Raw genomic sequence first — 26,024 nt, forward strand, 5'->3', positions numbered from 1 at the left:
GACCGTGAGAGCTGAGGTGCGATGAGGATCGTCGTGTGCGTGAAGCACGTGCCCGACCTGCAGGGCGAGCGCCGGTTCACCGACGCCGGCCGCGTGGACCGCGAGGGCGCCGACGGCACCCTGAACGAGCTGGACGAGAACGCGGTCGAGGCCGCGTTGCGCCTGGTCGAGGCGCACGGCGGCGACGTGACGGTGCTCACCATGGGACCGGACGACGCCGAGGACGCGGTGCGCCGGGGCCTGCAGATGGGTGCGCACCGGGCGGTCCGGGTGACGGACGACGCGCTGGCCGGTTCCGACGCGTTCGGGACCGCGCACGCGCTCGCGGCCGCGGTACGCCGGCTCGGCGAGGAGGCGCCCGTCGACCTCGTCGTGACGGGCATGGCGGCGCTCGACGGCCTGATGTCCGTCGTGCCCACGCTGCTCGCGGCCGAGCTCGACCTGCCCCAGCTCACGCTCGCCGCCCACCTCGAGGCGGCCGAGGGCGACGGCGCCACGGTGCTGCGGGTGCGGCGCGACCTCGACCACGTGAGCGAGGTGCTCGAGGCGGCGCTGCCGGCGCTCGTGAGCGTCACCGACCAGGCCAACGAGGCGCGGTACCCGGCCTTCGCGGGGATCATGGCGGCGCGCAAGGCCACCGTGGACGTCTGGACGGTCGCCGACCTCGGTCTCGACCCTGCGCGCCTGGGCGACGCCGGTGCCCGTACCCGCGTCATCGAGGCCACCGAGCGTCCCGCCCGCGAGGGCGTGCTCGTCACCGACACGGGCGATGCCGGGGTGCGGCTCGCCGGCTACCTCGCCGAGAACGGACTCCTGGCATGAGCGGCTCCGCGATCGTCCTCGTCGTCGTGGAGCAGCACGGCGGCACCCTGCGCGCCTCGGCCACCGCGCTGCTGACCGCGGCGCGTGCCCTCGGCGAGCCGCAGGCGGTGTGGTTCGGGGCCGAGCCCGGCGCCGACGCGCTGGCGGTCCTGGGTGCCCATGGCGCGCGCGTCGTGCACGTCGTGCCGGGCGGCGACGCCGCCCTGCCGGATGCCGTCGCCGCCGGCCTGGCGGAGCTCGCCGCGAGCGCCGGGGCGGACGTCGTCCTGCTCGCCTCCGGCTTCGGGGCCAAGGAGGTCGCCGCGCGCCTCGCGCTCGCGACCGACGCCGCCCTCATGGTCGACGCGTCCGCCGTCGAGCGCGGGGCGGACGGCCGGGTCGTCACCACCCAGCAGGCGTTCGCCGCGTCCTGGACCCTGCGTTCGGCGGCCCTCGCGGACCGGGCGGTCGTCACGATGCGCTCGAACGCGGTGCGGGCGGTGCCGCTCGAGACGTCGGTGACCCCCGAGGTCGCGACCGTGGCCGCCCTGCTCCCCGGTGACGGGCGGGTCCGGGTGGTCGAGCGCACGACCCGGCCCACCTCGGACCGGCCGGACGTGGGCGAGGCGACCGTCGTCGTCGTCGGCGGACGGGGGACCCAGGGCGACTTCTCGCCGGTCGAGGACCTCGCGGACGCCCTCGGCGCAGCGGTCGGTGCGACGCGCGACGCGACCGACGAGGGCTGGATGCCCCACGAGGCGATGGTCGGTCAGACCGGCCAGACGATCTCGCCGCGGCTGTACGTCGGCGCCGGGGTGTCGGGCGCGATCCACCACCGGGGCGGCATGCAGGCGTCCGGCACGATCGTCGCCGTCAACGCCGACCCCGATGCGCCCATCTTCGAGTTCGCCGACTTCGGCGTGGTCGGTGACCTCTTCGAGGTGCTCCCGCAGGCGGCCGCGGAGATCCGGCGCCTGCGCGCCGAGGGCTGACCGGGCGCCGGGTCAGAGCCGGCGGAGCCAGTCCAGGGCCGCGACGCCCTGCGCCAGCTGGAACGCCCGCACGTTCGGGATGCCCGGCGGCGGGGGCTGCACGGCCGCGTGGACGAAGTACCCGGTGAGCCCGGCGAGCACCGCGCGGACGGCGTCGCGGTCCGCGCCGCGGGCGTTCGGGTGCGACCAGAACAGCTCCTCGGGGTTGCCGCCGCCCTGCATCGCCACGCTCGGCAGGGTGGCGAGGAGGTCCCACCACACGACGCCGTCGCGGCACGCGTGCGGCCAGTCGATCAGCCACACCCGGGTGTCCGGCGGCGCGGCCAGCATGACGTTGTCGGCCCGGAAGTCGCCGTGGACGAGCGTCCTGCCGACGCTCGCGGGGACCCCGTGGGGTGCTGCGTCCAGGAGCGCGGCCAGGTTGCGGCGCAGCCAGTCGCCGTGCTCGCCGACGGCGGCCAGGGCCGCGTCGACGTCGCTGCCGACGGCGTCCAGCCGCTCCCACCCGGCGGCGAGGTAGGCCATGTCCTCCTCGAGCGGCTTGAGTCCTGCCGGAGCGGGCGTCCCCACCTCCGCGAGGTCGCGCAGCGCGTCGAGGGCGCGGGCGAGCTCGTCGGGCCGCCAGGGCTGCTCGGGCGCGCGCCCGTCGACGGGCTGCAGGCCGAGGAGCACCCAGGTCCCGTCGTCGTCGTGCCACCACAGGTGCGGGGCGTTGACCGCCGGGGGCAGCTGCGCTGCCACGGCGATCTCCTGCCGCGCGAGCTCCGGGGAGTCCGGGTTCTGCTCGGGGGAGACGGCCTTGACGAACACCTGCGTGCCGTTGCCCAGACCCAGGAGCGCGGCGTAGCCCGGTGAGAAGCCTGTCGTGGCGCTCGTCTCGCTGACGACGTCGGCGCCCGCCAGCTCGGCGATGCGGCTCCGCACCTCGCGCGGCAGGTCGGCCCAGTGCAGGCGGGAGCCACTGAAGGCCAGCGGCGCCGTCGTCACGGGAGCCGATTGTGCCAGGTCGATGAACGAAAGCGCGCCCCCCTTGCCAGGACCGATCACTCTGGCCTACCTTTCATGTGTCAGAGAAGTCTTACAGGTGAAGGATCGTCGTGACACCTCAGCAGGACCCGCAGCCGATGAGCGGTGACGCGCTCGTCGAGGTCCTCTCGGCGCTGGCCAACCCCATCCGCCTGCGGATCCTCGGCACGCTCGCGAACGGCCGCGACTACGTGAGCAGCCTCGCGCGCGTCGTCGGGATCAGCCGCCCGCTGCTGCACATGCACCTGCAGCGGCTGGAGGCGGCGGGCCTCGTCGTCGGAACCCTCGAGCTCTCGGCGGACGGCAAGGCGATGAAGTTCTTCGAGCTCGCCGCGATCGACCTCCACCTGACCGCCGACACCCTGGCCGCCGCGGCCAGGACCCTCAGCAGCGACCCGGCCACCGGCACCGCCGGCGGCCCCCACCGTGAGGAGAAGCAGTGATGTCCCAGCTCGCCACCACCGTCGTGCGCGCGGCCGCCGAGGCCGACTCCGGCGGCCGCACGATCGAATGGCCGATGGTCATCCTCATCCTCGGGCTGCTCTTCATCGCGTTCTGCGTCTTCGTCGCCGTCGCCTCGATGCGGCACGAGGAGCGCAAGCTCCGCATCAGCACGGGCCAGGAGGAGGCCGTCCGGGCCCTCGTCGACAGGTACGAGCAGCTGGCCTCGACGACCCTCGACGCCCAGCAGCGCACCGCCGCCGACGTCGCGGAGCTCCGCGCCCGCGCCGCGTCGATCGAGCAGCTGCTGCGGAGCGTCGACTGATGGCCGCGCCGACGCCGGAGCGGGCCGCGGTGTCGACGCGCCCGCAGGTCATGGCCGCCGTCGTGCAGGACCGCTACGGACCGCCGGCACAGGTGCTCCGGGTCGCGCAGGTCGCCGTCCCGACGCCGGGGCCGGACGAGGTGCTCGTCCGGGTGCGCGCCGTGGGCCTCAACCCGGCCGACCTCTTCCTCGTCACGGGCCGCCCGGCCATGCTGCGCGCCATGACGGGCCTGCGCCGTCCCAGGCGTGGTGGGCGGGGCCAGGACGTCGCCGGTGTCGTCGAGGCCGTCGGCTCCGCCGTCACGTCGGTGCGCCCCGGTGACGAGGTCTTCGGTCAGGGCGGCATGCAGGGTGCCTCCGGCACGCTGGCGGAGCTCGCGGTCGTCCCGGAGTCCGGACTCGCGCCCAAGCCCGCCGCGCTGACCTTCGCGGAGGCCGCCGGCCTGCCGATGGCCGGCCTGGCGGCGCGGCAGGGCCTGCGCGTGGCGGGCGTCGGAACGGGCACGCGGCTCCTCGTCAACGGCGCCTCGGGCGGCGTCGGGCACCTGGCGGTGCAGCTCGCCGTCGGGCTCGGTGCCGAGGTCACGGGCGTGTGCAGCGGCCGGAACGCCGAGATGGTCCGCGGGCTGGGCGCGGTGCGCGTCATCGACCACGAGGCCGAGGACTTCACGGCCGACGGCGAGTACGACGTCATCCTCGACAACGTGCTCAACCGGCGGCTGCGGGACGTCCGGCGCGTGCTGGCACCGCGCGGCGTCCTGCTGCTCAACTCCGGCAACGGCGGTCGCGTGCTGGGTCCGCTGCCGCGCATGGCGCAGGGCTCGCTCGCGTCGCTGGTGAGCCGCCAGACGATCCGTGCCTTCACCTCCGGGCCGGCGACGCGCGAGCTCGTGCACCTGGCCGACCTGGCCAACGCCGGCGAGATCCGGGTGGTCGTCGAGGGCACCTACCCGCTCGCCGACGCCGCTCGCGCGCTCGAGCGGGTCGCGACCGGCCACGTGGCCGGCAAGGTGGTCGTCACCGTTCCCTGAGGGGCCGGGGGAGGGCGGCGCGTTCGTAGACTCGCGGACATGTCCTCCGCCCTGGCGTACCTCGACCACGCGGCGACGACGCCGATGCGGCCGGAGGCGGTCGCCGCGCTCGCGGAGGAGGCCGCGCGGGTGGGGAACCCGTCCTCGGTGCACCAGGCCGGGCGGGCGGCCCGGAAGGTGGTGGAGGAGGCGCGCGAGGTGGTCGCCGACCGGCTCGGCGCGCACCCGACGGAGGTCGTGTTCACCTCCGGCGGGACCGAGGCCGACAACCTGGCGGTGCGGGGCCTGGGGCGACCGGCCGACGGCGCCGTGACGCCGCGGCGGGTCGTCGTCTCGGCGGTCGAGCACCACGCGGTGCTCGACCCGGCGGCGTGGCTGGCCGCCCACGAGGGCGCCGAGCTCGTCCTGCTGCCCGTCGACGACGCGGGAACGGTCCCGCTCTCCGCGCTGGAGGAGGCGCTCGACGGAGCGCGTGGACCGGGCGCGGTGGTGAGCGTCATGTGGGCGAACAACGAGGTCGGGACGGTCCAGCCGGTGGCCGGGCTCGCCGCCGTCGCCCGGGAGCGTGGGGCGTTCGTGCACGCGGACGCGGTCCAGGCCGTGGGCCGGCTCCCCGTCGACTTCGCCGCGGCGGGCCTGGACGCGATGACGGTCTCGGCCCACAAGCTGGGCGGGCCCGTCGGCGTCGGCGCGCTCGTCGTGCGGCGGGGCGTCCCGGTGGAGCCGCTGACCCACGGCGGCGGGCAGGAGCGCGGCCTGCGGTCGGGCACCGTGCCCGCGGCCCTCATCCGGTCGTTCGCGGTGGCGCTGGACCTGGCCACGGCGGAGCGGCAGGCCGAGGCGGCGCGCGTCGCCGGCCTGCGGGACGCCCTCGTGGCGGGGGTCCTGCGCGAGGTGCCCGACGCCGTCGTGCGCGGGCCGTGGCCCGGGACGGCGGCCGGTGCCCTCGCGCGGCTGCCCGGCAACGCGCACCTGACGTTCCCCGGGTGCGACAGCGAGGTGCTGCTGTTCGGGCTGGACCAGGCGGGCGTCGCGGCGTCGGCCGGGTCCGCGTGCCAGGCGGGCGTGCAGCAGGCCTCCCACGTGCTGGCCGCGATGGGCGTGCCGGCGGCGGACGCGCGCGGGGCCGTGCGGTTCTCGCTCGGCTGGACCTCGACCGCGGCCGACGTCGCGGCGGTCACCGACGTCATCGGCGAGGTCGTGGCCCGGGCGCGCGCCGCGGCGCACCTGGGGTAGACCGGCGGGCGGGGGCCCGGGCCCGGTCGCCGGGCCCCGGCGCGCCTCCGTGAGCCGTCGGCCCGCGTGCATGAGGATCGTGGCCTTCGACATCGATTTCTTTCACCCCTGTGATCGCTCACAGTGGTGCGCACCGCGACCGATGGGAACCGCATGACACAGGTCGACGTGGACTGGGAGGCCCTGGCCCTCCTGGCGCACGCGACGGCGCCGGACGACGCCGCCGGCGTCCCCTGCGCGGCGCGCCCGTCGACGCGGTACCGCCACCTCGACGGCCCGTGCCGGTGCTTCGTCGGTGGCCCCGCGCCGGAGTTCCCGCCCGCCGCCACGGCCTCGCGCGCCTGAGACCGGCCGGCCCGCCGCTCGCCCGCGCGAGGGGGGCGAGGCGCCCACGTACCCTGGACGGATGCGTGTCCTGGCGGCCCTGTCCGGTGGTGTCGACTCCGCCGTCGCCGCCGCGCGCGCCGTGGAGGCGGGGCACGACGTCGTCGGCGTGCACATGGCGCTCTCGCGCAACCGGGACCAGCTGCGCACCGGGTCGCGGGGCTGCTGCTCGATCGAGGACGCCTCCGACGCGCGCCGGGCCGCGGACGTCCTCGGCATCCCGTTCTACGTCTGGGACCTGTCCGAGCGGTTCGAGGAGACGGTGGTCGCCGACTTCCTCGCCGAGTACGCGGCGGGACGCACCCCGAACCCCTGCGTGCGGTGCAACGAGCACGTGAAGTTCACCGCGCTGCTGGACCGGGCGGTCGCGTTGGGGTTCGACGCCGTCGCCACCGGGCACTACGCGCGGGTGGAGGTGCTGCCGGACGGCGGGCGGGCCCTGCACCGGGCCGGCGACCTGGGCAAGGACCAGTCGTACGTCCTGGCCGTCATGGGGCCCGAGCGCCTCGCGCGAGCGATGTTCCCGCTCGGCACGGCGGGGTCCAAGGAGGAGGTGCGCGCCGAGGCGGCCGCGCGTGGCCTCGGGGTGAGCAGCAAGCCGGACTCGTACGACATCTGCTTCGTGGCCGACGGCGACACGCAGGGGTACCTGCGGGCGCGGCTCGGCAGCCGCCCGGGCGAGATCCGTGACACCTCCGGGGCCGTCGTCGGGCACCACGACGGCGCGTACGCGTACACGGTCGGCCAGCGGCGCGGCCTGCGGCTCGGGCGGCCCGCGGCCGACGGCAGGCCGCGCTACGTGCTGGACGTGCAGCCCGTGACCAACACGGTGGTCGTGGGTCCGGCCGAGGAGCTCGACGTCACCGGCCTCACGGGCGCGGACGCCGTGTGGTTCGTGGCCCCGTCACCGGAGTGGTTCGCGTGCGCGGTGCAGGTGCGCGCCCACGGGGCGGCGGTGCCGGCCCGGGCCCGGGCGACGGACGGTGGCAGGGGGTTGGAAGTGGCCGTCGAGGGCGCGCTGCGCGGGCTCGCCGCCGGCCAGTCAGCCGTGCTCTACGCCGGCACGCGCGTCCTCGCCCAGGCGACGGTCGCCGCCGCGGTGCGCTGAGGCGCGGTGTCGTCGTCGCGCGCCATGATGACCCGGTGACGACAGACCTGCGCCCCGAGGACAGCGGCCTCGACGAGGCGGCCGCACGCCACCGTTGGACGGAGCTCGCGGAGGAGATCCGCGAGCACCAGCACGCGTACTACGTGCGCGACGCCCCGACGGTGAGCGACGCGGAGTACGACGCGCTGATGCGGCGGTTGGAGGCGCTCGAGAGCGCCTACGAGTCCTACGGGCTGCGGACGCCGGACTCGCCGACGCAGGTCGTCGGTGGGGTGGCCTCGACCGACTTCGCCGCCGTGGAGCACGTCGAGCGGCTGATGAGCCTCGACAACGCGTTCTCGCTCGAGGAGCTCGCGGCGTGGTCCCAGCGCGTCCGCCGCGACCTCGACGGCGCGGGGGCCGAGCTGCACTTCCTGTGCGAGCTGAAGATCGACGGCCTCGCGATCGCGCTGCTCTACGAGCAGGGGCGCCTGGTCCGGGCCGCCACGCGCGGCGACGGCCGTACGGGCGAGGACGTCACGCCCAACGTGCGGACCATCGCCGGGATCCCGCACCGGCTCGTGGGCGACGACGTCCCCGAGCGGATCGAGGTGCGCGGCGAGGTCTACTTCCCGGTCGCCGACTTCGAGGCGCTCAACGCCGCGCGGGTGGCCGCGGGGGAGGCCCCGTTCGCGAACCCCCGCAACTCCGCCGCGGGGTCGCTGCGGCAGAAGGACCCGCGCGTCACGGCGTCGCGCCCCCTGCGGATGATCTGCCACGGCATCGGCGGGCTGGTGTGGACGGGGCACGAGACGGCGACCGCGCGCCAGTCCGAGACCTACCGGCTGCTCGCCTCGTGGGGCCTGCCCGTCTCGGACCGGGTCCGCGTCGTCGACGACCTCGACGGCATCCGCGCGATGATCGACTTCTACGGCGAGCACCGGCACGACGTCGAGCACGAGATCGACGGCGTCGTCATCAAGGTCGACGAGGTGGCGTTGCAGCGCCGCCTGGGCGCGACGAGCCGGGCGCCCCGCTGGGCGATCGCCTTCAAGTACCCGCCGGAGGAGGTCAACACGCGCCTGGTCGACATCAAGGTCGGCATCGGGCGCACCGGCCGGGCGACGCCCTACGCCGTCATGGAGCCCGTGCGCGTCGCCGGCTCCACCGTGCGCCAGGCGACGCTGCACAACCAGGACGTCGTCAAGGTCAAGGGCGTGCAGATCGGGGACATGGTCGTGCTCCGCAAGGCGGGCGACGTCATCCCGGAGATCGTCGGCCCGGCGCCCAGGGCGGCGGACGACGACGTCCCGCGGCGTCCGTTCGTCATGCCCGCCGCGTGCCCGGAGTGCGGCACGCCGCTGCGGCCGATGCGTGAGGGCGACGTGGACCTGCGCTGCCCGAACGTGCGCACGTGCCCGGCCCAGGTGCGCGGGCGCATCGAGCACATCGGGTCCCGCGGCGCCCTCGACGTCGAGGCCCTCGGCGAGGTGACCGCGGCCGCGCTGACCCAGCCGGAGGTCCCGGAGACCCCGCCGGTGGTCAACGAGGCCTTCCTGTTCGACCTGGTCGGCTACCCCGCCGACGCACCGGAGGACGAGCGGGCCCGGGTGCGTGAGGCGAGCCTCGCGCGGCTCGCCGAGGTCGAGGTGGTCGTCCGGGACCCGGAGACGGGGGAGCCGCGGGCGGACGAGGACGGCGTCGTCCGTCGGCGGGCGCCGTTCCGGCGGGTGCTCACGTACACGAAGGCGCAGCGGGCGGCGGCCGCCGCCGAGGGCCGCGAGCTGGCCCCGTGGGCGCCGTCGGCCCAGGCGCTCACGCTCCTCGACGAGCTCGACGCCGCCAAGACGAAGCCGTTCTGGCGCGTGCTGGTCGCGCTGTCCATCCGCAACGTCGGCCCGACGGCGGCCCGCGCCCTGGCGACGCGCTTCGGCTCGATGGCGGCGCTGCGCGGCGTCCTCGACGGTGACCGGGCGATCGCGGTGGCGACGCTGTCGGAGGTCGAGGGCGTCGGCCCGACGATCGCGCAGTCGCTGCTCGACTGGTACGACGAGGCCTGGCACCAGGACGTGCTGGACCGGTGGGCCGCCGCAGGCGTCGTCATGCGCGACGAGCGAGACACCTCCGTGGCGCGCACGCTCGAGGGCCTGACGGTCGTCGTGACCGGCTCGCTGGCCGGGTTCTCGCGCGACGGCGCGAAGGAGGCCATCATCATCCGCGGTGGCAAGGCCGCCGGCAGCGTGTCGAAGAAGACGGACTACGTCGTCGTGGGTGACAGCCCGGGCTCCAAGGCCGACAAGGCGGCCGAGCTCGGCGTCCCCGTCCTCGACGAGGAGGGCTTCGTGCGGCTGCTTGAGGGCGGCCCGGCCGCCGTGAGCGCCGTCGCCGACGGCGCTGTGGGGACGGAGGAGGGGACGGCGTGAGCGTCACGGTGCGGGTGGCCGAGCCCGCGGATCTGCCCCAGGTCGGTGAGCTCACGGTCCACGCCTACCTCGCGGACGAGCTCCTCGAGCCGGAGCACGAGTACGTCGACGAGCTGCGGGACACCGCGCGGCGCGCGGCGGGCGCGACGGTCCTCGTCGCCGTCGAGGACGACCGGGTGCTCGGCACGATCAGCCTCGCGCCGGCCGGCACCGAGTACGCGGAGATCGCGCAACCGGGCGAGATCGAGCTGCGCATGCTGGCCGTGCACCCGGACGCCCGTGGACGGCGGATCGGGGAGCTGCTCATGCGTGCCGCCATCGAGCGGGGTCTCGGGTGGGGCGCGCACGCGGTCGTGCTGTCGACCATGCCGGAGATGCGGTCGGCCCAGCGCGTCTACGACCGGATGGGCCTGCGCCGCACGCCGGAGCGTGACTGGCCCGGCGAGTCCGGCCGCGTCTTCCTCACGTACGTGGCGGACCAGAGCTCGGTCCACCCGCGGTGACCGGAGGGACCAGGGTGGCCGGCCCGACGTCGACGGACCGCACCGAGGCGCCCAGTGCCGCGATCGAGGCGGCCACCTGGCGTCCGCTCGAGACGGTGGAGGTCGACGGCTGGACCCTCGGCTTCGCGGGCGGTTTCACGCGCCGGGCGAACTCGGTGCTGCCGGTCAGCGCCCCGGCGGACGTCGCCGTGGCGCTCGAGCGCGTCGAGGCCGCCTACGCCGGTCGAGGGCTCCCCGCGGTCGTCCGGGTGGACGCGGACGCGCAGCCGACCGACCTCGACCGCCTGCTCGCCGCGCGCGGCTACGCGGCGGTCGCGACGACGCTCGTCATGGTCGGCGCCGTCCCGGACACCGCCGCCCCGCTGGAGACCGCCGAGCCCGCCGACCCGGGCGACCCGGGCGACCCGGGCGACCCGGGCGACCCGGGCGACAGGGTGGACGTCGCCGACGCGCCCGACGACGACTGGCTCGCAGGCTGGCTCGACGTCAAGGCCGCAGGGGGCGGCGCCGACCCCGGCGTGGCCCGCGCGGTCGTCGCGGGCTCGCCCGCGCTCTACCTGACGGCTCGTGACGGCGCGGGCGTGACCGGCGTCGCGCGCGCCGCACTGGCGGGCGACTGGGTGGGGCTCTCGTGCCTGATGGTCGCGCCGCGGGCACGGCGGCGCGGCCTCGCGCGGACGCTCAGCACGCGCGCGGTCGCCGAGGCGGCCCAGCGCGGCGCGCGACGCGTGTTCCTGCAGGTGGAGGCCTCCAACGCGCCGGCGCGCGCGCTCTACGAGCGTCTCGGCCTCACGGTGGCCGACCAGTACCACTACCGGCAGCGGTAGCGGCCGGCGGACCGCCGAGCCCGGGCCCGGACCCTGAGGGACACTGGAGGCGTGACCGCACCCTCTGCCCACGTCTCCCGTGAGCTCGCCCTGGCGCTGCGCGACGCCGGCCTGCGCTGGACCCCGGCCGCCGGGGACAGGTTCGTGATCCCGCAGCCCGAGCTCGACGGCCAGGTCTTCACGCTCAGCGACATGACGATCGAGGCGCACGAGTACCCGACGGGCACGGTGCTGGGGTTCAACGGCACCACGGAGTGGGCGCTGGACTCGGTGGCGAAGGACGAGGCGCTCTGGCTGCCGCGCGAGGACCAGCTGCGTGAGCTCCTCGGGACGACGTTCGTCGGCCTGCGGAGGGTGGACGACGGTGCAGCCACGGTCTTCGTGGTCACTACGCGCGACACGGACGGGGCCATGCGGGAGGACCGCGCCGGGACCGCCGTCGACGCGTACGCGGACGCGCTGCTGGCCCTGGTGCGGCGGGCGACGGCGGACGTCGGCGCCTGAGCCGGCGCCGGGCGGCAGGCCCGGGAGCGCTCAGTGCTCGGGCTGGGCCCGCAGCCACGTCAGGACCGCCAGCACGCGCCGGTGGTCGGAGTCCGAGGGCGGCAGCCCCAGCTTCGCGAACACGTTGCCGACGTGCTTCTCGACGGCGCCGTGGCTCACCACGAGCGTGTCGGCGATGGCGGTGTTGGAGCGACCCTCCGCCATGAGCACGAGGACCTCGCGCTCGCGCGCCGTCAGCGTGTCCAGCGGGTCCGTCCGGCGACGCGCGACGACGAGCTGCGCGACGACGTCGGGATCCAGCGCGGAGCCGCCGGAGGCCACCCGGGTGAGCGCGTCGGCGAGCGCCTCGAGGTCCTGGACACGGTCCTTGAGCAGGTAGCCGACGCCGCCTCGGCCGTCCGCGAGCAGGTCGCGGGCGTACGACTCCTCCACGTACTGCGAGAGCACGAGGACCCCCGTGTCGGGCAGCGCGGCACGCAGCGCGACGGCGGCCCGGAGCCCGTCGTCGGTGAAGGTGGGCGGCATGCGCACGTCGACGACGGCGACGTCGGGCCGGTGCTCGAGGGCGGCCGGCACGATGGCCGTGGCGTCGTCGACCGCCGCCACGACCTCGTGCCCGGCCTCGGCCAGCAGACGCACGAGCCCCTCGCGGAGCAGCACGGAGTCCTCGGCGAGCAGGATGCGCATGCGCATACTCTGCCGTGCCCGGGTGCCCTCGAGGGCACCCGGCCACGGCCGCGGCGGCGCGGCGCCGTCCGTCGTGGCGTTCAGTCCCAGGGGAGCGTGGCCCGGACGAGCGTCGGGCCCCCGGCGGGGCTGGAGACGTCGAGAAGCCCGCCGACGCCCTCGACCCGGTCGATCAGGCCGGCCAGGCCGTGTCCCTTCGCCGGGTCGGCGCCGCCCACGCCGTCGTCGACCACCTCGACGGAGAGCACGCGCTCCGGCCCGACGCCGACGCTCCAGGCCCGCACGACGGCGACCTCTGCCTCGGCGTGCTTGGCCACGTTCGCGAGCGACTCGGTGACGACGAAGTACGCAGCGTTCTCGACGGCGGGCGCGGGGCGGTCGCCGCCCAGGTCCACCTCGACGCTGGTCGGCACCGTCGACCGGGCGGCGACGGCCGCGAGCGCGGCCTCCAGACCCCGGTCGGCGAGGATCGGCGGGGCGATCCCGCGCGAGAGGGCACGCAGCTCGGCGAGCGTCTCGGCAGCCTGGGCGCGGGCCTCGGCGAGGAGCTGGCGGGCCTGTGCGGGGTCGTCCTGGAGGCGCCGCTCCGCCGCCGACAGGTCCATGCCCAGCCGGACGAGGCGCTGCTGCGGACCGTCGTGGATGTCCCGCTCGAGCCGGCGCAGCGAGGCCGTCTCAGCGGCGGCGGCCGCTGCCCGACGCGCGGTCAGGTCCGACACCTGCTCCTGCAGCGCCCGCCGCGAGGAGCCGGTGAGCAGCCACCGTGCTGAGGCCACGTGGAGCCCCGCGCACCAGCGCAGGACGGGGGGCAGGCTCAGGGCGAGGAGCGCCCCCAGGACGAAGTTCACCTGTGCATCGCCCACGGGCAGGGAGAGCAGGTCCGCCAGGCCGGTGTTGTCCTCCGGCAGCCAGCGCTCCCAGAACCAGTAGCTGAGTCCGCCGGCGATGCCGGCCCACCAGGTCACGAGGACCGACCAGGTGAACACCGAGACGACCAGGGCGAGCACACCGTGCAGCACGGCGGCCCAACGCTTCGGGTCCGCCAGCCGCTGGAGCTGGGCGCGCAGCCCGACGCCGGGCACCGGCGCGTACGCGATCGGCGGGAGGACCGTGCCGCGCGCGGCCAGGCGGGCGCGTTCGAGCCTCTCGAAGCCGACGGCCAGTCCGAGGGTGGCGGCACCGATCGGGATGCCCACCCAGACGACGACGAGTCCCGCCGCGAGCGAGATTCCGGTGATCAGCAGCACGAACGAGGCGATCGCGACGGGGAGCGAGAGGAAGAGATAGGCGGAGTCGCGTCCGACCTGGGTCAGGATGTCGCCGAGCGGACGGCCGTAGAGCATCGGGCCGGGCGGGGGGGCGGCGGCGCCGTCGGGCGTGGTGGGCGGTGGTGTGACGGTCATCGAGGTCATGTACCGATCGTCGCGACGAGGACCTGTCGGCTCGATCCGGGGGGCAGGCCGATCCAGGGTAGGGCCAGCCCTACCCGCGGGTGCGCCAGCGGCGGATCACGAGCCACAGGCCGGCGCCGAAGCCGAGCGTCGTCAGGCCCAGGTACGGGCCGTAGAAGCGCTTCAGGAAGGGCTCGGCGCGGCGGGCCGAGACGGCGACCGCGGCCCCGACGGCGAGGGCTCGCACACCGCGGGCGCCGAGGGCGGCGACCGCGAACCGGCCGAGCGGGACACCGCTCCGCCCGGCCTCGGCGCCGTAGAGCTTGCTCGGCACGCCGTTCAGCGCCTGGCGCCAGATGCCGCCGGCCCCCGTCGCCATGTGCTCGCGGGCGGTCGCCCGCATCGACGGCGTGACCCACGGCGCCGGGACGACGACGCCGCGACGGGTCAGCACCGCGGTCGTGACCAGGCCGGCGGCCGATCCCGCGGCCAGCGCGGCCGACGCGGGGACGGCGCGGCGCGGGTTGGCGCTGGCGAAGAGCACGAGGAACAGCTCGGCGGTCACCGGCCAGACGATCGCCTCGGCGAAGCCCCAGGCGGCAGCGGCGGTCAGCCCCACCGGCCCGTCGAGGTGGTGGCGCAGCACGCGCCACGTGCGCGACTCGGACGGCACCGGCGGCCCCTCGGCGAGCAACGCGGCGATCTGCTCGCGGGCGGCCGCGAGGTCCTCGTCCAGGTCCTCGGGCTGGATCACCTGGCCGAGGCGGACCTCGACGGGGCCTCGGCGCAGCCTCCCGCCCTTGGGCAGCAGCTCGCGCGTCCCGACGACGGCGACGGGCAGCAGGGGGACGTCGAACTCCTTGGCGATCCGCGCCGCGCCGGTCCGGAACTCGCCGAGCGTGCCGTCGGTGCTGCGGGTGCCCTCGGGGAAGACGAGCAGGCTGGAGCCCGTGCCCAGGACGCGCTGCGCGCCCTCGACGAGAGCCTCGTAGCCGCCGCCGGCGCGCGAGACGGGGACGGCCCCGATCGCGAGCTCGAGGAGCCGGCGCCGCACGGGCGAGGAGTACCAGTAGTCGTCAGCCGCGACGACCACGGGCTTGTAGGGGGAGGGGAAGGCGGCGACCAGCGCCGGGGTGTCCGCGTGCGACGCGTGGTTGGCGACGACGACCATCGCCTCGTAGGGCGCGCGCCCCCGCACCCGGTAGCCCCCGACGGCGTGGAAGACGTTGCGCCAGATCGTGTGCCGCAAGGCCCCGGCGACGTTCGGCCCTCGGGGCAGGCCGACACGTCGGCGCGCGCTCATGCGAGCACCGCCGCCAGCGGGAGGACCAGCAGCAGCGAGTCCACGCGGTCCAGCAGGCCCCCGAACCCCGGCAGCCACGTCCCCGCGTCCTTGACCCCGGCGCGGCGCTTGACCATCGACTCGAGCAAGTCGCCTCCGATCCCGCCGACGACGACGGCGAGGAACAGGCCCGGGGACAGCGACCCGAGCACGAGCAGGACGAGGAGCGTACCCACGGCCGCCCCGGCCACGCCGCCGACCGTCTTGTTCGGGCTCAGGGGCGACAGGGGCCGGCGGGCCCAGGCGAACCGGCGCAGCCCGTTGCCGCCGGCCCACGCCGCGACGTCGGCGGCCGCGGCGGCGAAGCACACGAGGTACGCGTCGTGCCAGACGACCACGAGCATCGCCAGCGACCAGCAGATCCAGACCGAGCCGAACCCGGCCAGCGCCGCGCGCTCGAGGCCGCGCTCGGCGTCGCCGGCGACGAGCGCGGGCGTGGCGCAGGCCAGCGCGAGGAGCGGCGCGAGGGCCAGGAGGCTCGGTTCCAGCCAGGCGGCGAGCGGGTAGGCCACGGCGAGCCCGAGGAGGACGAGCGTCTCCGGCCCGGGCAGCCGCACCAGGCGGGCGTACTCCCGCACCGCCTGCAGGCCGAGGAGCGCGGCGAGGGCCGCCGTCGGGCCGGGTCCCAGCCAGATGGGGATCCCGATGACGGGGAGGATGAGGAGCCAGGTGGTCCAGCGCCGCCGGAGCTCCGGCTTGCCGGAGACCAGGACGAGGACGCCGGCCACCGCCAGCAGCAGCACGGAGACCACGAGCAGGTACACGGCGCGCCCCTGCGCCTGCAGGTGCCACCCGGCGACGTGCACGTCCAGGGCGAACGCCGAGCGGTCGAACCCGAGCAGCCCGGCGAACGGGTCGACGGGGTCGTCCAGGGCCCGCCTCATGCGGCCGCCACCAGCTGCCGGCGCCCGTGCGCCAGCCGGGCCGCGGCCGTCGCGCAGGACCCGACGACGACGAGGGCGCAGGCGGCCGGGATCGCGGCGGGCAGCGCGGTCGCGACGACGACGACGGCGCACCGCTCGGTCTTGCCGAACGGACCGCCGTTGAGCCGGGTGCCGCCCGCGCCCGCGAGGGCCAGGGAGGCGAACGTCGGCAGGGTCGCCGCCGCGGCCGCGACCAGCGCCCACACGACGGGGTCGCCCCAGGCCCACCACGCGTCGTCGGCAGGCGCGCCCGTGCGGGCGGCGAGGACGACCAGCCCGGCGAACATCGCCAGGTCCGACGCGCGGTCCCCGAGCTCGTTGAGCACGAAGCCCCACGGGCGAGACGTCCCCTGGGCGCGGGCCACCGCGCCGTCGAGGTTGGCCCCGCCGAGGCGCGCGACCAGGAGGACGAGCGCGACGGGCCACCACCCGAGCGCGACGGCCGCGCCCGCCCCGGCCCCGGCGACGACGCCGACGACGGTGAAGACGTCGGGGGAGACGCCGCGCGCCACGGCCGCCCGCACGATCACGCCGAGCCGTCGGGTGTACCACGGCTTGAGGGCGTAGAGGCCGCGCATGGGCGCCCACGCTAGCGACTGGCGCACGGCCCGCGTGGGTGCTCCGCGGGTGGATCGCCGGGTGGTCCGGCGCGGGCGGACGCGACCCGGCACGGCTCCGGCCGGGTCTGCCGGACACATCGCGGACACGTGCCCCCACTAGACTCGCGGCCATGTCCACCATCTCCCGCGAGGAGGTCGCGCGCCTGGCCGGCCTGGCCCGCATCGACCTCACCGACGCCGAGCTGACCCGCCTGGCGACCGAGCTCGACGTCATCGTCGAGGCCGTCGCCACGGTGAGCCGCGTCGCGACCGACGACGTGCCCGCGACGAGCCACCCGCTGCCGCTGGTGAACGTCCTGCGGCCTGACGTGGTGGTGCAGCCCCTCGCGGCCGACCAGGCCCTCGCGGCCGCGCCGTCGGCCGAGGACGGGCGGTTCGCCGTCCCGCAGATCCTGGGGGAGGACGCGTGAGCGACCTGACGAGGCTGAGCGCGGCCGCGCTCGCCGACCGCCTGAGCGCGGGGGAGGCCTCGAGCGTCGAGGCCACCCGCGCGCACCTGGACCGGATCGCCGCCGTCGACGGTGCGGTGCACGCGTTCCTGCACGTGAGCGCGGACGACGCGCTCGCGACGGCCGCCGACGTCGACGCCCGCCGCGCCGCGGGGGAGCAGCTGCACCCGCTGGCCGGCGTGCCCATCGCCGTCAAGGACGTCGTCGTCACCAAGGGCCTGCCGACGACCGCCGGCTCGCGTATCCTCGAGGGCTGGGTGCCGCCGTACGACGCGACGCTCGTCGAGCGGATCAAGGCGGCCGGTCTGCCGATCCTGGGCAAGACCAACATGGACGAGTTCGCGATGGGCTCCTCCACGGAGCACTCCGCCTTCGGCGACACGCACAACCCCTGGGACCTCGACCGGATCCCTGGCGGCTCGGGCGGCGGGAGCGCCGCGGCCGTCGCCGCCTACGAGGCCCCGCTGGCCATCGGCACCGACACCGGCGGCTCGATCCGCCAGCCGGCGGCCGTCACCGGCACCGTCGGCACCAAGCCGACCTACGGCGGCGTCTCCCGCTACGGCCTCATCGCGATGGCGTCCTCGCTCGACCAGGCCGGTCCGGTGACCCGGACGGTGCTCGACGCGGCGCTGCTGCACGCCCTCATCGGCGGGCACGACCCGCGCGACTCGACGTCGCTGCCGGACCCGCTGCCCGACGTCGTCGGCGCCGCGCGGCTGGGTGCGTCGGGCGACCTGACCGGGGTGCGCCTCGGCGTCGTCCGCGAGCTCGGTGGCGACGGCTACCAGCCCGGCGTGCGCGCACGCTTCGAGGAGTCCCTCGAGGTGCTGCAGGCGGCGGGGGCCGAGGTGGTCGAGGTCAGCTGCCCGAACTTCCAGTACGCGCTCGCCGCCTACTACCTGATCATGCCGAGCGAGGCCTCGAGCAACCTGGCCAAGTTCGACGGCATGCGCTTCGGCCTGCGCGTCGAGCCGGCGGACGGCCCGGTCACCGCGGAGCGCGTCATGGCCGCCACGCGCGGCCGGGGCTTCGGCGACGAGGTGAAGCGCCGCGTCATCCTCGGCACGTACGCCCTGTCGGCGGGGTACTACGACGCGTACTACGGCAGCGCGCAGAAGGTGCGCACGCTGGTGCAGCGCGACTTCGCGGCCGCGTTCGAGCAGGCCGACGTGCTGGTCTCGCCGACCGCGCCGACGACGGCCTTCCGCCTGGGCGAGAAGCTCGACGACCCGATGGCCATGTACCTCAACGACGTCGCGACGATCCCCGCGAACCTCGCCGGCGTGCCGGGGATCTCGGTGCCGAACGGCCTCGACGGTGGGCTGCCCACCGGGTTCCAGGTGCTCGCGCCGGCCAAGGCCGACGACCGCCTGTACCGCGTCGGCGCCGCGCTCGAGGCGCTGCTGGAGGCCCGGTGGGGCGGCCCGCTGCTGGCGTCCGCCCCGGAGCTGGAGGAGACCCGATGAGTGCAGAGCCGAGCGGCACGCTGCTCGTCGACTACGACGAGGCCACCCGCCGCTACGACCCGGTGATCGGGATCGAGGTGCACGTCGAGCTGGGCACGGCGACCAAGATGTTCGACGGCGCCCCGCAGGAGTTCGGCGGCGAGCCGAACAGCGCGACGACGCCGGTGTCCCTCGGGCTGCCGGGCTCGCTCCCGGTCGTCAACGAGAAGGCGGTCGAGTCCGCGATCCTCATCGGCCTGGCGCTGAACTGCGAGATCGCCGAGCTCTGCCGGTTCGCGCGGAAGAACTACTTCTACCCGGACGTGCCGAAGAACTACCAGATCAGCCAGTACGACGAGCCGATCGCGCACGACGGCTGGCTGGACGTGGAGCTCGAGGACGGCACGGTCGTGCGCGTGGAGATCGAGCGCGCGCACATGGAGGAGGACGCGGGCAAGAACACCCACGTCGGCGGCGCGACCGGGCGCATCCACGGGGCCGAGTACTCGCTCGTGGACTACAACCGGGCGGGCGTGCCGCTCGTGGAGATCGTCACGCGGCCGATCACCGGCGTCGGCGATCGCGCCCCCGAGGTGGCGCGGGCCTACGTGCAGACGCTGCGCGACCTGTTCCGGGCCCTCGGCGTCTCCGAGGCCCGCATGGAGCGCGGCAACGTGCGCGCGGACGTGAACGTCTCGCTGCGACCGACGCCCGACTCTCCGCTCGGCACCCGTACCGAGACGAAGAACGTCAACTCCTTCCGGTCGGTCGAGCGTGCGGTCCGGTACGAGGTCAGCCGCCAGGCGGCGGTGCTCGACGCCGGGGCGTCCGTGGTCCAGGAGACCCGGCACTGGCACGAGGACACCGGCGTCACCACCGCGGGGCGCGTGAAGTCCGACGCCGAGGACTACCGCTACTTCCCGGAGCCCGACCTGGTGCCGCTCGTCCCGAGCCGCGACTGGGTGGAGGCGCTGCGCGCCCGCCTGCCGGAGATGCCGGCCGCGCGTCGGCGGCGCCTGCAGGACGAGTGGGGGTACGCCGACGCCGAGATGCGCGACGTCGTCAACGCGGGAGCCGTCGAGCTCATCGAGGCGACGGTCGCGGCCGGGGCCTCGCCCGCCGCCGCGCGCAAGTGGTGGATGGGCGAGCTCGCCCGCACGGCGAACGCCGACGGCGTCGCGCTCGAGGAGCTGACGGTCACGCCCGGCCAGATCGCCGAGCTGCAGGGCCTGGTCGACTCCGGTCGTCTGAACGACAAGCTCGCCCGGCAGGTGCTCGCGGGCGTGCTCGCCGGCGAGGGGTCGCCCGAGCAGGTCGTCGCCGCGCGGGGGCTCGAGGTGGTCTCCGACGACGGCGCGCTCATCGCGGCCGTCGACGACGCGCTCGCCGCACAGCCCGACGCGGCCGAGAAGATCCGGGGCGGCAACCTCGGGCCGGTGGGCGCGATCATCGGCGCCGTGATGAAGGCCACGCGCGGCCAGGCCGACGCCGCCCGCGTCCGCGAGCTGGTGCTCGAGCGGATCAAGGCCTGACGAGCGCTCTGCCGGGGCCCGCGGGCCCTGGCACGAGCCGAGGGAGGACTGCCATGCAGACGCCGACGCTGACCGGCGAGCTCGTGACCTTGCGCCCCATCCGCGCGAGCGACGCCGACGCGATGTGGGACACCCTGTCCGACACCGAGGGCAACCGCCTGACGGGGACGACCGCGGCGTTCACCCGCGAGCAGGTCGCCGAGTGGTGCGCCACCGTGGCCTCGCGCGACGGCCGGTGCGACTGGGCCATCACGCACGAGACGGACGAGTACCTGGGCGAGATCGTGCTCAACGAGATCGACGAGCACTCGCGGAACGCGAACCTGCGCCTCGCCCTGCGGCCCGGTCAGCGGGGCCGGGGGTTCGGCAGCGAGGCGATCTCCCTCGTGCTCGCGCACGCGTTCGCGCCGGCGCCCGACGGGCTCGGCCTGCACCGCGTCGCCCTCGACGTCCTGAGCATCAACCCCCGCGCGCGGATCCTCTACGAGAGCCTCGGCTTCGTCGAGGAGGGCCGCCTGCGCGAGGCGCACCGCGACGGTGAGTTCTGGTGCGACGCGATCGTGATGGCGATCCTCGAGGACGACTACCGCGCGGCCCACGAGGCGACGCCGTGACGTCATCGGTCGCCCGACCGGTGACGATGACGGTCGCCCATCAGGAAGTCCTCGACGCACTGGTGGCCCGGGGGGTGCCGGACGGCGCGCGGGTGGTGCTCTGGGACGTGACGTCGCCGATCGCCGAGGCAGGTGCCGGCGACGTCCGGCCCGAGGACGTCGACGTGGTCGTCGTCCCGAACTACGGCGCCACGCGCGCGCTGCTCGCGCGGCTCGAGGCGCTGCCGCGGCTGGCGATGGTCCAGCTGCCCAGCGCCGGCTACGAGCACGCGCTCGGGCACATCCGCCCCGAGGTCACCGTCTGCAACGGGCGCGGAGTGCACGACGCCGGGACCGCGGAGCTCGCCGTCGCCCTGGCGCTCGCGTCGCAACGGGGCATCGACGACGCCGTGCGCGACGCCGCCGACGGGCGCTGGGCGCCTCGGCTGCGCTCGTCCCTCGCCGACCGCCGGGTGCTCGTGCTCGGGTACGGCGCGATCGGCTCGGCGGTCGGGCGACGGCTGCGGGCCTTCGAGGCCGACGTCGTCCCCGTCGCCTCCAGCGCGCGTGAGCAGGACGGCGAGACCGTGCACGCCGTGGCGGACGTCCACGAGCTGCTGCCGACGGCGGACGTGGTGATCGTGACGCTGCCGCTCACGCAGGCGACGGAGCACCTGGTCGACGCCCGGTTCCTCGCGGCCCTCCCCGACGGCGCGCTGCTCGTCAACGTCGGGCGCGGCCGGGTCGTCGACACGCAGGCCCTCCTCGCCGAGGTGTCGGCGGGGCGACTGCGGGCCGCCCTCGACGTGACGGACCCGGAGCCGCTCCCGGCGGACCACCCGCTGTGGCGCGCACCCGGCGTGATCGTCACGCCGCACGTCGGCGGCTACACCGACGCGACGACGCCGCGGCTGGCGGAGCTCCTGCGCCGCCAGCTCGTCGAGCTCGTGGCGGGCCGTGCACCGCTGAACGTCGTGCGGGCCGCCGTCGGGCCGTGAGCGGTCGTCAGGAGATGCGACGGCAGCTCGACCGCTCGATGAGCGCGGTCGGCAGGGTGATGTGGGCGCCGCCCTCAGCCTGGCCGTCCATCATCGCGATGAGCTGGGCGATCGCCTCCGACCCCATCTGACGGATCGGCTGGGCGATCGTCGTCAGGGGCGGCGTGCTCATCGCGGACTCGGGCACGTTGTCGAAGCCCATGATCGAGATGTCCCCGGGGATCGAGAGCCCGAGGCTGCGCGCGACGTCCATCGTGCGCAGCGCGGAGAGGTCGTTGGCCGCGAAGATCGCCGTCGGCCGCTCCGGCATGGTCAGGAGCTCGTGGGCGGGCAGGTCGGCGGTGTCGGGGCGGTAGCCGCCGACGCGCATCAGCGTCGGGTCGACGGGGATGCCGGCCTCGGTCAGCGCCGTCCGGTAGCCCTCCTCGCGCAGGCGGGCCGACTCGAGGTCGGGGCGTCCGCCGAGGAAGCCGATGCGCCGGTGCCCGAGACCGAGCAGGTACTGCGTCGCCGTGTAGGCGCCCCGCATGTTGTCCGAGTCGACCGTCGTCAGGCCGGTTCGGCCACGGTGCGGGTCGACCGCGACGACCGGGATGCCGGGGTGGGCGTCGACGACGGTGGGGGTCACGAGGATCGCCCCGTCGATCAGCGTGCCCGAGAGCCGGGAGAGGTAGCGGCGCTCCCAGCCGATGGCACCGCCGTGCCGTCCGCCGCCGGAGTAGGCGAGGAGCTCGTACCCCGTGTCGGCGATGGCGCTGGACGTCCCCTTGAGGAGCTCCGTGGAGAAGGGCTCAAACTCGGCCACGAGGATGCCGATGACATTCGTGCGGGAGCTGCGCAGGCTCCGGGCCACCAGGCTGGACTCGTACCCGAGCTCGTCGATGACCTCCTGGACCCGGGCCGACGTGGCGACAGCCACCCCGTACCGGCCGTTGATCACCTTGGAGACGGTGGCGACGGACACGCCAGCCGTGCGTGCCACGTCGCTGATGGTCACCCGTCCCTGGCGTTCCACGGCTGTGACTCTACCGTGTCGATATCGATATCGAAATCGATTGACACCCGAAAATCGTGCGTGCCAGACTCCCTCCCGTCCGAGCGTCGACGATGACAAGGAACGGATCATGGCGAGAATGCGAGCGCGGGCCGGTGCGGCCGTCGTGCTGGGCGTCAGCGTGGCCATGCTGCTGGCCGCGTGTGGCGGCGACAGCGACAACGGCTCCGAGGGCACCGACGAGCCGAGCGCGGGCTCTGGCGACGAGGCCGTCACCATCACGTGGTGGCACAACTCCAACACCGACCCTGGCATGGGCTACTACCAGCAGGTCGCTGACGACTACATGGCCGAGAACCCGAACGTGACCATCGAGATCGAGGCGATGGCGCACGAGGACATGGTCACCCAGCTTGAGGCCGCCTTCCAGTCCGGCAACATGCCCGACATCTACATGGAGCGTGGTGGCGGCGAGCTTCGCCAGCACGTCGAGGCCGGTCTGACCAAGGACATCTCCGACCTCGCGGCCGACACCATCTCCACGATCGGCGGCTCCGTCGCCGGTTGGCAGGTCGACGGCAAGACCTACGGTCTTCCGTTCTCCATGGGCGTCGTCGGCTTCTGGTACAACACCCAGATCTGGGCTGACAACGGCGTCGAGCCGCCGGCCACGTGGGACGACTTCTACGCTGCCATCGACACCCTGAAGGCCAACGGCGTCGCGCCGCTGTCCGTGGGTGCCGCTGACCAGTGGCCGCTGGCCCACTACTACTACTACTTCGCCCTGCGCGAGTGCGCTCAGGACACCGTCGTCAACGGTCTCGCCGAGTTCGACTTCTCGGACGAGTGCTGGAACACCGCCGCGAGCGACCTGAAGGCCTTCGTCGACTCGCAGCCGTTCAACGACGGCTTCCTCGCCACCGTGGCGCAGGAGGGTGCGACCTCGGCCTCCGGCCTCCTCGCCAACGGCCAGGTGTCCGCTGAGATGCAGGGTCACTGGGAGCCCGGTGTCATGCAGGGCCTCAACGACGGCACCCCGGTCGAGAACATCGACTGGTTCCCGTTCCCCGCAGTCGAGGGTGGCGCCGGTGACCCGGCCGCTGCGATCGGTGGCGGCGACGCGTGGGCCGCTTCGGCCGACGCCCCGGACGAGGCTGTCGACTTCATGATGTACCTGCTGTCCGACGAGGTTCAGATCGGCTTCGCCGAGCTGAACATGGGTCTCCCGACCAACCCCGCCGCGAGCGGCTCGGTCGCCGACCCGGCCCTGGCGTCGCTGCTCGAGTTCCGTGACGCGTCGCCGTTCATCCAGCTGTACTTCGACACGGCGCTCGGCACGAACGTCGGTAACGCGATGAACGCGGCGGTCGTGAACGTGTTCGCTGGTGCAGACCCGGCGACCATCGTTGCCGACACGCAGGCGGCTGCAGAACTGGAGTGACGGACGTGGCAGACGAAGCGACCGCCCGTAGGGGCGGAACCGCCTCGACTGCGACGCCGAACCCGACCGAGGCCGCCGGTAGCACTCAGGTGCTGCCGGCGGCCCCGGCGCGGGCTGGGCGGCGCGGGACGAGACCTGGCCTCCGCAAGGGACTTGAGATCGCGTTCTTCGTGACGCCGGCCCTCGTGGTGTTCCTGGGGTTCGTGGTATGGCCGGTGGTCAAGGCCATCCAGTACTCGTTGTACAACTGGCGGGGCTACGGCCCCATGGTCGACTTCGTCGGCCTGAAGAACTTCACGTACGTGCTGGGCAACACCGTCTTCCAGGGTGCTCTCTCGCACAACCTGATCATCATGGTGCTGTCGATCGCCATCCAGCTCCCGCTGGGCCTCGGCATCGCGCTGCTGCTCAACCGCAAGATCCGTGGACGCAACCTCCTGCGGACCCTCGTCTTCGTGCCGTGGGTGCTCTCGGAGGTCGTCACCGGTGTCATCTGGCGGCAGATGCTGCAGGCTGACTACGGTCTGCTGGACACGCTGCTCGGCTCCATCGGGATCCCGACGCCGCAGCAGGGCTTCCTCGGCGACACGAGCTACGCGCTCGCCGCCGTGATGGTCGTCCTGACGTGGAAGTACCTCGGCCTGGCGATCGTCCTCTTCCTCGCTGGTCTCGCCGGTGTCCCGGAGGAGCTCAACGAGGCCGCACAGATCGACGGTGCCTCCTGGTGGCAGATCCAGCGGCGGGTCACCATCCCGCTGCTCGGCCCGACGGTCCGGACCTGGATCTTCCTGTCGATGATCGGTTCGATCCAGGTGTTCGACATGGTCTGGATCCTCACCGGTGGTGGGCCGGCCGAGTCGACGAACACGATGGCCACGTTCCTGTACTCGTGGGGCGTCGACCGCAACCTCATCGGTGTCGCCTCGGCGGCCTCGGTGATCCTGTTCGTCATCGCGCTGGTGTTCGCTCTCACCTACCAGCGGCTGGTGCTCCGTCGTGACGCCATCGACTACGTGCCGCGCAAGGCCAGGAAGGCGGCGACCCGATGAGCGCCATGACGCAGTCCCGCGCTCCGGAGAGCTACACGCCGGACCGCCCTCGCAAGGCGGACGGTGCGGGCCGGGGCAACATCTTCGTGTACCTGATCGCCGCTCTGGTGGTGGCGTTCACGCTCGGCCCGGTGCTGTACGGCGTGCTGGCGGGCTTCCGGACCAACACGGACCTCTCGCGCAACCCCTCCGGGTGGCCCGAGGTGTTCACGTTCGACAACTACAAGAACATCCTCACGGGTGACCGCTTCTGGGGCTACGCGTTCAACTCCACGATGATCGCGCTGATCACGACGGCGATCGTCGTCGTGGCGGGCCTCATGGCTGCCTACCCGCTGGCCCGGTACCAGTTCAGGCTGCGTGAGCCGCTGTACCTGGTCTTCGTGATGGGTCTGCTCTTCCCGGTCGCGGTCGCGGTGATCCCGCTGTTCATCATGATCTCCAACGACCTGGGCTGGGGCGACACCTGGTGGGGCGTTGCGCTGCCGCAGGCGGCGTTCGCGCTCCCGACGACCATCATCATCCTGAGGCCGTTCCTCCAGGCGCTGCCCAAGGAGCTCGAGGAGGCCGCGCTCATCGACGGCGCGTCCCGCATCGGGTTCTTCTGGCGGATCCTGCTTCCGCTCTCCGGCCCTGGCATGGTCACCGTCGGTGTCCTCGCCTTCGTCGGGTCGTGGAACGCGTACCTGCTCCCGCTGCTCCTCCTGCGGAACGACAGCATCAAGACGCTGCCGCTGGGTGTCGCGGACTTCTCCACGCGGTACGCCACGGACATGGTGGGCGTGTTCGCCTACACGTCGCTCGCCATGATCCCGGCCCTGATCTTCTTCCTCTCGCTGCAGAACAAGATCGTCAACGGTCTGCAGGGTGCGGTGAAGGGCTGACACCGAGCGGTACCCAGAACGGATCGGGGGCGCAGTGGCGCTCCTGGGCCCCCGATCGTCATGTGGCACGGGCCCCCGACGCGCAAGCGTCGG

Annotated in this window: 27 protein-coding genes; 20 read left to right on the forward strand and 7 right to left on the reverse strand. The window is 74.5% G+C overall.

Features of this window, described 5'->3' with window-relative positions; genetic code table 11:
* Window positions 1-21 precede the first annotated feature (21 nt).
* Both AFE02nite_RS00660 and AFE02nite_RS00665 read left to right on the forward strand, forming a co-directional pair.
* Window positions 22-822 carry an electron transfer flavoprotein subunit beta/FixA family protein gene (locus AFE02nite_RS00660; protein WP_034248076.1) on the forward strand — a complete coding sequence of 267 codons (801 nt, stop codon included), beginning with the start codon at window positions 22-24 and terminating at the stop codon, window positions 820-822.
* Window positions 819-1,793, forward strand: a complete 975-nt coding sequence (locus AFE02nite_RS00665) for an electron transfer flavoprotein subunit alpha/FixB family protein (RefSeq protein ID WP_146818926.1) — start codon at window positions 819-821, stop codon at window positions 1,791-1,793. The genes AFE02nite_RS00660 and AFE02nite_RS00665 overlap by 4 nt, the downstream gene beginning before the upstream one ends.
* Before the next feature lie 12 nt (window positions 1,794-1,805).
* On the opposite strand, the gene AFE02nite_RS00670 is transcribed toward AFE02nite_RS00665, so the two are convergent.
* Entirely contained in the window at window positions 1,806-2,780 is a 975-nt protein-coding gene (locus tag AFE02nite_RS00670; protein ID WP_034248783.1) for a phosphotransferase family protein, read from the reverse strand.
* Window positions 2,781-2,890: 110 nt separating this feature from the next.
* Here AFE02nite_RS00670 and AFE02nite_RS00675 point away from each other — a divergent pair, with 110 nt between their 5' ends.
* The 10 genes from AFE02nite_RS00675 (at window position 2,891) to AFE02nite_RS00720 (ending at window position 11,580) form a co-directional block, all read left to right on the forward strand.
* Window positions 2,891-3,262, forward strand: a complete 372-nt coding sequence (locus AFE02nite_RS00675) for an ArsR/SmtB family transcription factor (RefSeq protein ID WP_261765338.1) — start codon at window positions 2,891-2,893, stop codon at window positions 3,260-3,262.
* Window positions 3,262-3,585 (forward strand): hypothetical protein, encoded by a 324-nt coding sequence (locus AFE02nite_RS00680; RefSeq protein ID WP_222594305.1) that lies wholly within the window; start codon window positions 3,262-3,264, stop codon window positions 3,583-3,585. Before AFE02nite_RS00675 ends, AFE02nite_RS00680 begins: the two co-directional genes overlap by 1 nt.
* Window positions 3,585-4,616, forward strand: coding sequence for an NAD(P)-dependent alcohol dehydrogenase (locus AFE02nite_RS00685; protein WP_222594306.1), 1,032 nt, complete (start codon window positions 3,585-3,587; stop codon window positions 4,614-4,616). The genes AFE02nite_RS00680 and AFE02nite_RS00685 overlap by 1 nt, the downstream gene beginning before the upstream one ends.
* Before the next feature lie 39 nt (window positions 4,617-4,655).
* A complete protein-coding gene (locus AFE02nite_RS00690) occupies window positions 4,656-5,852 on the forward strand; it encodes a cysteine desulfurase family protein (RefSeq protein WP_146818927.1) in 1,197 nt (398 codons plus the stop codon).
* A 153-nt stretch (window positions 5,853-6,005) separates the two neighbouring features.
* Window positions 6,006-6,197, forward strand: a complete 192-nt coding sequence (locus AFE02nite_RS00695) for a hypothetical protein (RefSeq protein ID WP_146818928.1) — start codon at window positions 6,006-6,008, stop codon at window positions 6,195-6,197.
* Window positions 6,198-6,258: 61 nt separating this feature from the next.
* Window positions 6,259-7,344, forward strand: coding sequence for a tRNA 2-thiouridine(34) synthase MnmA (gene mnmA, locus AFE02nite_RS00700; RefSeq protein WP_034248657.1), 1,086 nt, complete (start codon window positions 6,259-6,261; stop codon window positions 7,342-7,344).
* A gap of 35 nt (window positions 7,345-7,379) precedes the next feature.
* Entirely contained in the window at window positions 7,380-9,746 is a 2,367-nt protein-coding gene (gene ligA, locus AFE02nite_RS00705) for an NAD-dependent DNA ligase LigA (protein ID WP_052114016.1), read from the forward strand.
* Window positions 9,743-10,249 (forward strand): GNAT family N-acetyltransferase, encoded by a 507-nt coding sequence (locus AFE02nite_RS00710; RefSeq protein ID WP_034248659.1) that lies wholly within the window; start codon window positions 9,743-9,745, stop codon window positions 10,247-10,249. The genes ligA and AFE02nite_RS00710 overlap by 4 nt, the downstream gene beginning before the upstream one ends.
* A gap of 14 nt (window positions 10,250-10,263) precedes the next feature.
* Window positions 10,264-11,076 (forward strand): GNAT family N-acetyltransferase, encoded by an 813-nt coding sequence (locus tag AFE02nite_RS00715; RefSeq protein WP_146818929.1) that lies wholly within the window; start codon window positions 10,264-10,266, stop codon window positions 11,074-11,076.
* Window positions 11,077-11,127: 51 nt separating this feature from the next.
* The gene (locus AFE02nite_RS00720) at window positions 11,128-11,580 is read left to right on the forward strand and encodes a hypothetical protein (protein WP_034249243.1); all 453 of its coding nucleotides are present in this window, start codon (window positions 11,128-11,130) and stop codon (window positions 11,578-11,580) included.
* 30 nt (window positions 11,581-11,610) lie between these two features.
* On the opposite strand, the gene AFE02nite_RS00725 is transcribed toward AFE02nite_RS00720, so the two are convergent.
* The 5 genes from AFE02nite_RS00725 to AFE02nite_RS00745 form a co-directional block, all read right to left on the reverse strand.
* Window positions 11,611-12,267, reverse strand: a complete 657-nt coding sequence (locus tag AFE02nite_RS00725; RefSeq protein ID WP_034249241.1) for a response regulator — start codon at window positions 12,265-12,267, stop codon at window positions 11,611-11,613.
* An 80-nt stretch (window positions 12,268-12,347) separates the two neighbouring features.
* Entirely contained in the window at window positions 12,348-13,679 is a 1,332-nt protein-coding gene (locus AFE02nite_RS00730) for a sensor histidine kinase (RefSeq protein ID WP_052114092.1), read from the reverse strand.
* A 70-nt stretch (window positions 13,680-13,749) separates the two neighbouring features.
* Entirely contained in the window at window positions 13,750-14,961 is a 1,212-nt protein-coding gene (locus tag AFE02nite_RS00735; protein ID WP_146818930.1) for a lysophospholipid acyltransferase family protein, read from the reverse strand.
* Complete coding sequence (locus tag AFE02nite_RS00740; RefSeq protein WP_052114131.1) at window positions 14,958-15,884, reverse strand: phosphatidate cytidylyltransferase; 927 nt, start codon at window positions 15,882-15,884, stop codon at window positions 14,958-14,960. The genes AFE02nite_RS00735 and AFE02nite_RS00740 overlap by 4 nt, the downstream gene beginning before the upstream one ends.
* Window positions 15,881-16,501, reverse strand: coding sequence for a CDP-alcohol phosphatidyltransferase family protein (locus tag AFE02nite_RS00745; protein WP_146818931.1), 621 nt, complete (start codon window positions 16,499-16,501; stop codon window positions 15,881-15,883). The genes AFE02nite_RS00740 and AFE02nite_RS00745 overlap by 4 nt, the downstream gene beginning before the upstream one ends.
* A gap of 152 nt (window positions 16,502-16,653) precedes the next feature.
* Here AFE02nite_RS00745 and gatC point away from each other — a divergent pair, with 152 nt between their 5' ends.
* From gatC to AFE02nite_RS00770, 5 genes are read left to right on the forward strand one after another with little or no spacing between them, the layout of a single operon-like run.
* Window positions 16,654-16,953: an Asp-tRNA(Asn)/Glu-tRNA(Gln) amidotransferase subunit GatC gene (gatC, locus tag AFE02nite_RS00750; protein WP_034244748.1), complete on the forward strand. Its 300-nt coding sequence runs from the start codon at window positions 16,654-16,656 to the stop codon at window positions 16,951-16,953.
* Complete coding sequence (gatA, locus tag AFE02nite_RS00755; RefSeq protein ID WP_034244750.1) at window positions 16,950-18,461, forward strand: Asp-tRNA(Asn)/Glu-tRNA(Gln) amidotransferase subunit GatA; 1,512 nt, start codon at window positions 16,950-16,952, stop codon at window positions 18,459-18,461. Before gatC ends, gatA begins: the two co-directional genes overlap by 4 nt.
* Window positions 18,458-19,972, forward strand: coding sequence for an Asp-tRNA(Asn)/Glu-tRNA(Gln) amidotransferase subunit GatB (gene gatB, locus AFE02nite_RS00760; protein WP_034244753.1), 1,515 nt, complete (start codon window positions 18,458-18,460; stop codon window positions 19,970-19,972). The genes gatA and gatB overlap by 4 nt, the downstream gene beginning before the upstream one ends.
* Window positions 19,973-20,025: 53 nt before the next feature.
* Window positions 20,026-20,586, forward strand: a complete 561-nt coding sequence (locus AFE02nite_RS00765; protein ID WP_034244755.1) for a GNAT family N-acetyltransferase — start codon at window positions 20,026-20,028, stop codon at window positions 20,584-20,586.
* Window positions 20,583-21,563: a 2-hydroxyacid dehydrogenase gene (locus AFE02nite_RS00770; protein ID WP_261765341.1), complete on the forward strand. Its 981-nt coding sequence runs from the start codon at window positions 20,583-20,585 to the stop codon at window positions 21,561-21,563. The genes AFE02nite_RS00765 and AFE02nite_RS00770 overlap by 4 nt, the downstream gene beginning before the upstream one ends.
* A 7-nt stretch (window positions 21,564-21,570) precedes the next feature.
* Here AFE02nite_RS00770 and AFE02nite_RS00775 read toward each other — a convergent pair whose 3' ends face one another.
* Complete coding sequence (locus tag AFE02nite_RS00775; RefSeq protein WP_261765494.1) at window positions 21,571-22,554, reverse strand: LacI family DNA-binding transcriptional regulator; 984 nt, start codon at window positions 22,552-22,554, stop codon at window positions 21,571-21,573.
* A 133-nt stretch (window positions 22,555-22,687) separates the two neighbouring features.
* Between AFE02nite_RS00775 and AFE02nite_RS00780 the strand changes: the two genes are divergently transcribed.
* The 3 genes from AFE02nite_RS00780 to AFE02nite_RS00790 all read left to right on the forward strand — a co-directional run bounded on the left by AFE02nite_RS00780 (window position 22,688) and on the right by AFE02nite_RS00790 (window position 25,931).
* The gene (locus AFE02nite_RS00780; protein ID WP_034244760.1) at window positions 22,688-23,998 is read left to right on the forward strand and encodes an ABC transporter substrate-binding protein; all 1,311 of its coding nucleotides are present in this window, start codon (window positions 22,688-22,690) and stop codon (window positions 23,996-23,998) included.
* A gap of 170 nt (window positions 23,999-24,168) precedes the next feature.
* Window positions 24,169-25,047: a carbohydrate ABC transporter permease gene (locus AFE02nite_RS00785; RefSeq protein WP_307726029.1), complete on the forward strand. Its 879-nt coding sequence runs from the start codon at window positions 24,169-24,171 to the stop codon at window positions 25,045-25,047.
* Window positions 25,044-25,931, forward strand: a complete 888-nt coding sequence (locus tag AFE02nite_RS00790) for a carbohydrate ABC transporter permease (protein WP_034244765.1) — start codon at window positions 25,044-25,046, stop codon at window positions 25,929-25,931. Before AFE02nite_RS00785 ends, AFE02nite_RS00790 begins: the two co-directional genes overlap by 4 nt.
* Window positions 25,932-26,024 lie beyond the last annotated feature (93 nt).

Source organism: Actinotalea fermentans (assembly GCF_007991475.1).
Classification (GTDB): domain Bacteria; phylum Actinomycetota; class Actinomycetes; order Actinomycetales; family Cellulomonadaceae; genus Actinotalea; species Actinotalea fermentans.

Bases quoted from the DNA above. Each gene is read 5' to 3' on its own strand.
- AFE02nite_RS00665 (WP_146818926.1), top strand. From the start codon at position 819: ATGAGCGGCTCCGCGATCGTCCTCGTCGTCGTGGAGCAGCACGGCGGC.
- AFE02nite_RS00730 (WP_052114092.1), bottom strand. From the start codon at position 13,679: ATGACCTCGATGACCGTCACACCACCGCCCACCACGCCCGACGGCGCC.
- AFE02nite_RS00725 (WP_034249241.1), bottom strand. From the start codon at position 12,267: ATGCGCATCCTGCTCGCCGAGGACTCCGTGCTGCTCCGCGAGGGGCTC.
- AFE02nite_RS00695 (WP_146818928.1), top strand. From the start codon at position 6,006: ATGACACAGGTCGACGTGGACTGGGAGGCCCTGGCCCTCCTGGCGCAC.
- AFE02nite_RS00765 (WP_034244755.1), top strand. From the start codon at position 20,026: ATGCAGACGCCGACGCTGACCGGCGAGCTCGTGACCTTGCGCCCCATC.
- gatC (WP_034244748.1), top strand. From the start codon at position 16,654: ATGTCCACCATCTCCCGCGAGGAGGTCGCGCGCCTGGCCGGCCTGGCC.
- AFE02nite_RS00790 (WP_034244765.1), top strand. From the start codon at position 25,044: ATGAGCGCCATGACGCAGTCCCGCGCTCCGGAGAGCTACACGCCGGAC.
- mnmA (WP_034248657.1), top strand. From the start codon at position 6,259: ATGCGTGTCCTGGCGGCCCTGTCCGGTGGTGTCGACTCCGCCGTCGCC.
- AFE02nite_RS00780 (WP_034244760.1), top strand. From the start codon at position 22,688: ATGGCGAGAATGCGAGCGCGGGCCGGTGCGGCCGTCGTGCTGGGCGTC.
- AFE02nite_RS00685 (WP_222594306.1), top strand. From the start codon at position 3,585: ATGGCCGCGCCGACGCCGGAGCGGGCCGCGGTGTCGACGCGCCCGCAG.
- AFE02nite_RS00745 (WP_146818931.1), bottom strand. From the start codon at position 16,501: ATGCGCGGCCTCTACGCCCTCAAGCCGTGGTACACCCGACGGCTCGGC.
- AFE02nite_RS00660 (WP_034248076.1), top strand. From the start codon at position 22: ATGAGGATCGTCGTGTGCGTGAAGCACGTGCCCGACCTGCAGGGCGAG.
- AFE02nite_RS00690 (WP_146818927.1), top strand. From the start codon at position 4,656: ATGTCCTCCGCCCTGGCGTACCTCGACCACGCGGCGACGACGCCGATG.
- AFE02nite_RS00735 (WP_146818930.1), bottom strand. From the start codon at position 14,961: ATGAGCGCGCGCCGACGTGTCGGCCTGCCCCGAGGGCCGAACGTCGCC.
- gatB (WP_034244753.1), top strand. From the start codon at position 18,458: ATGAGTGCAGAGCCGAGCGGCACGCTGCTCGTCGACTACGACGAGGCC.
- AFE02nite_RS00740 (WP_052114131.1), bottom strand. From the start codon at position 15,884: ATGAGGCGGGCCCTGGACGACCCCGTCGACCCGTTCGCCGGGCTGCTC.
- AFE02nite_RS00680 (WP_222594305.1), top strand. From the start codon at position 3,262: ATGTCCCAGCTCGCCACCACCGTCGTGCGCGCGGCCGCCGAGGCCGAC.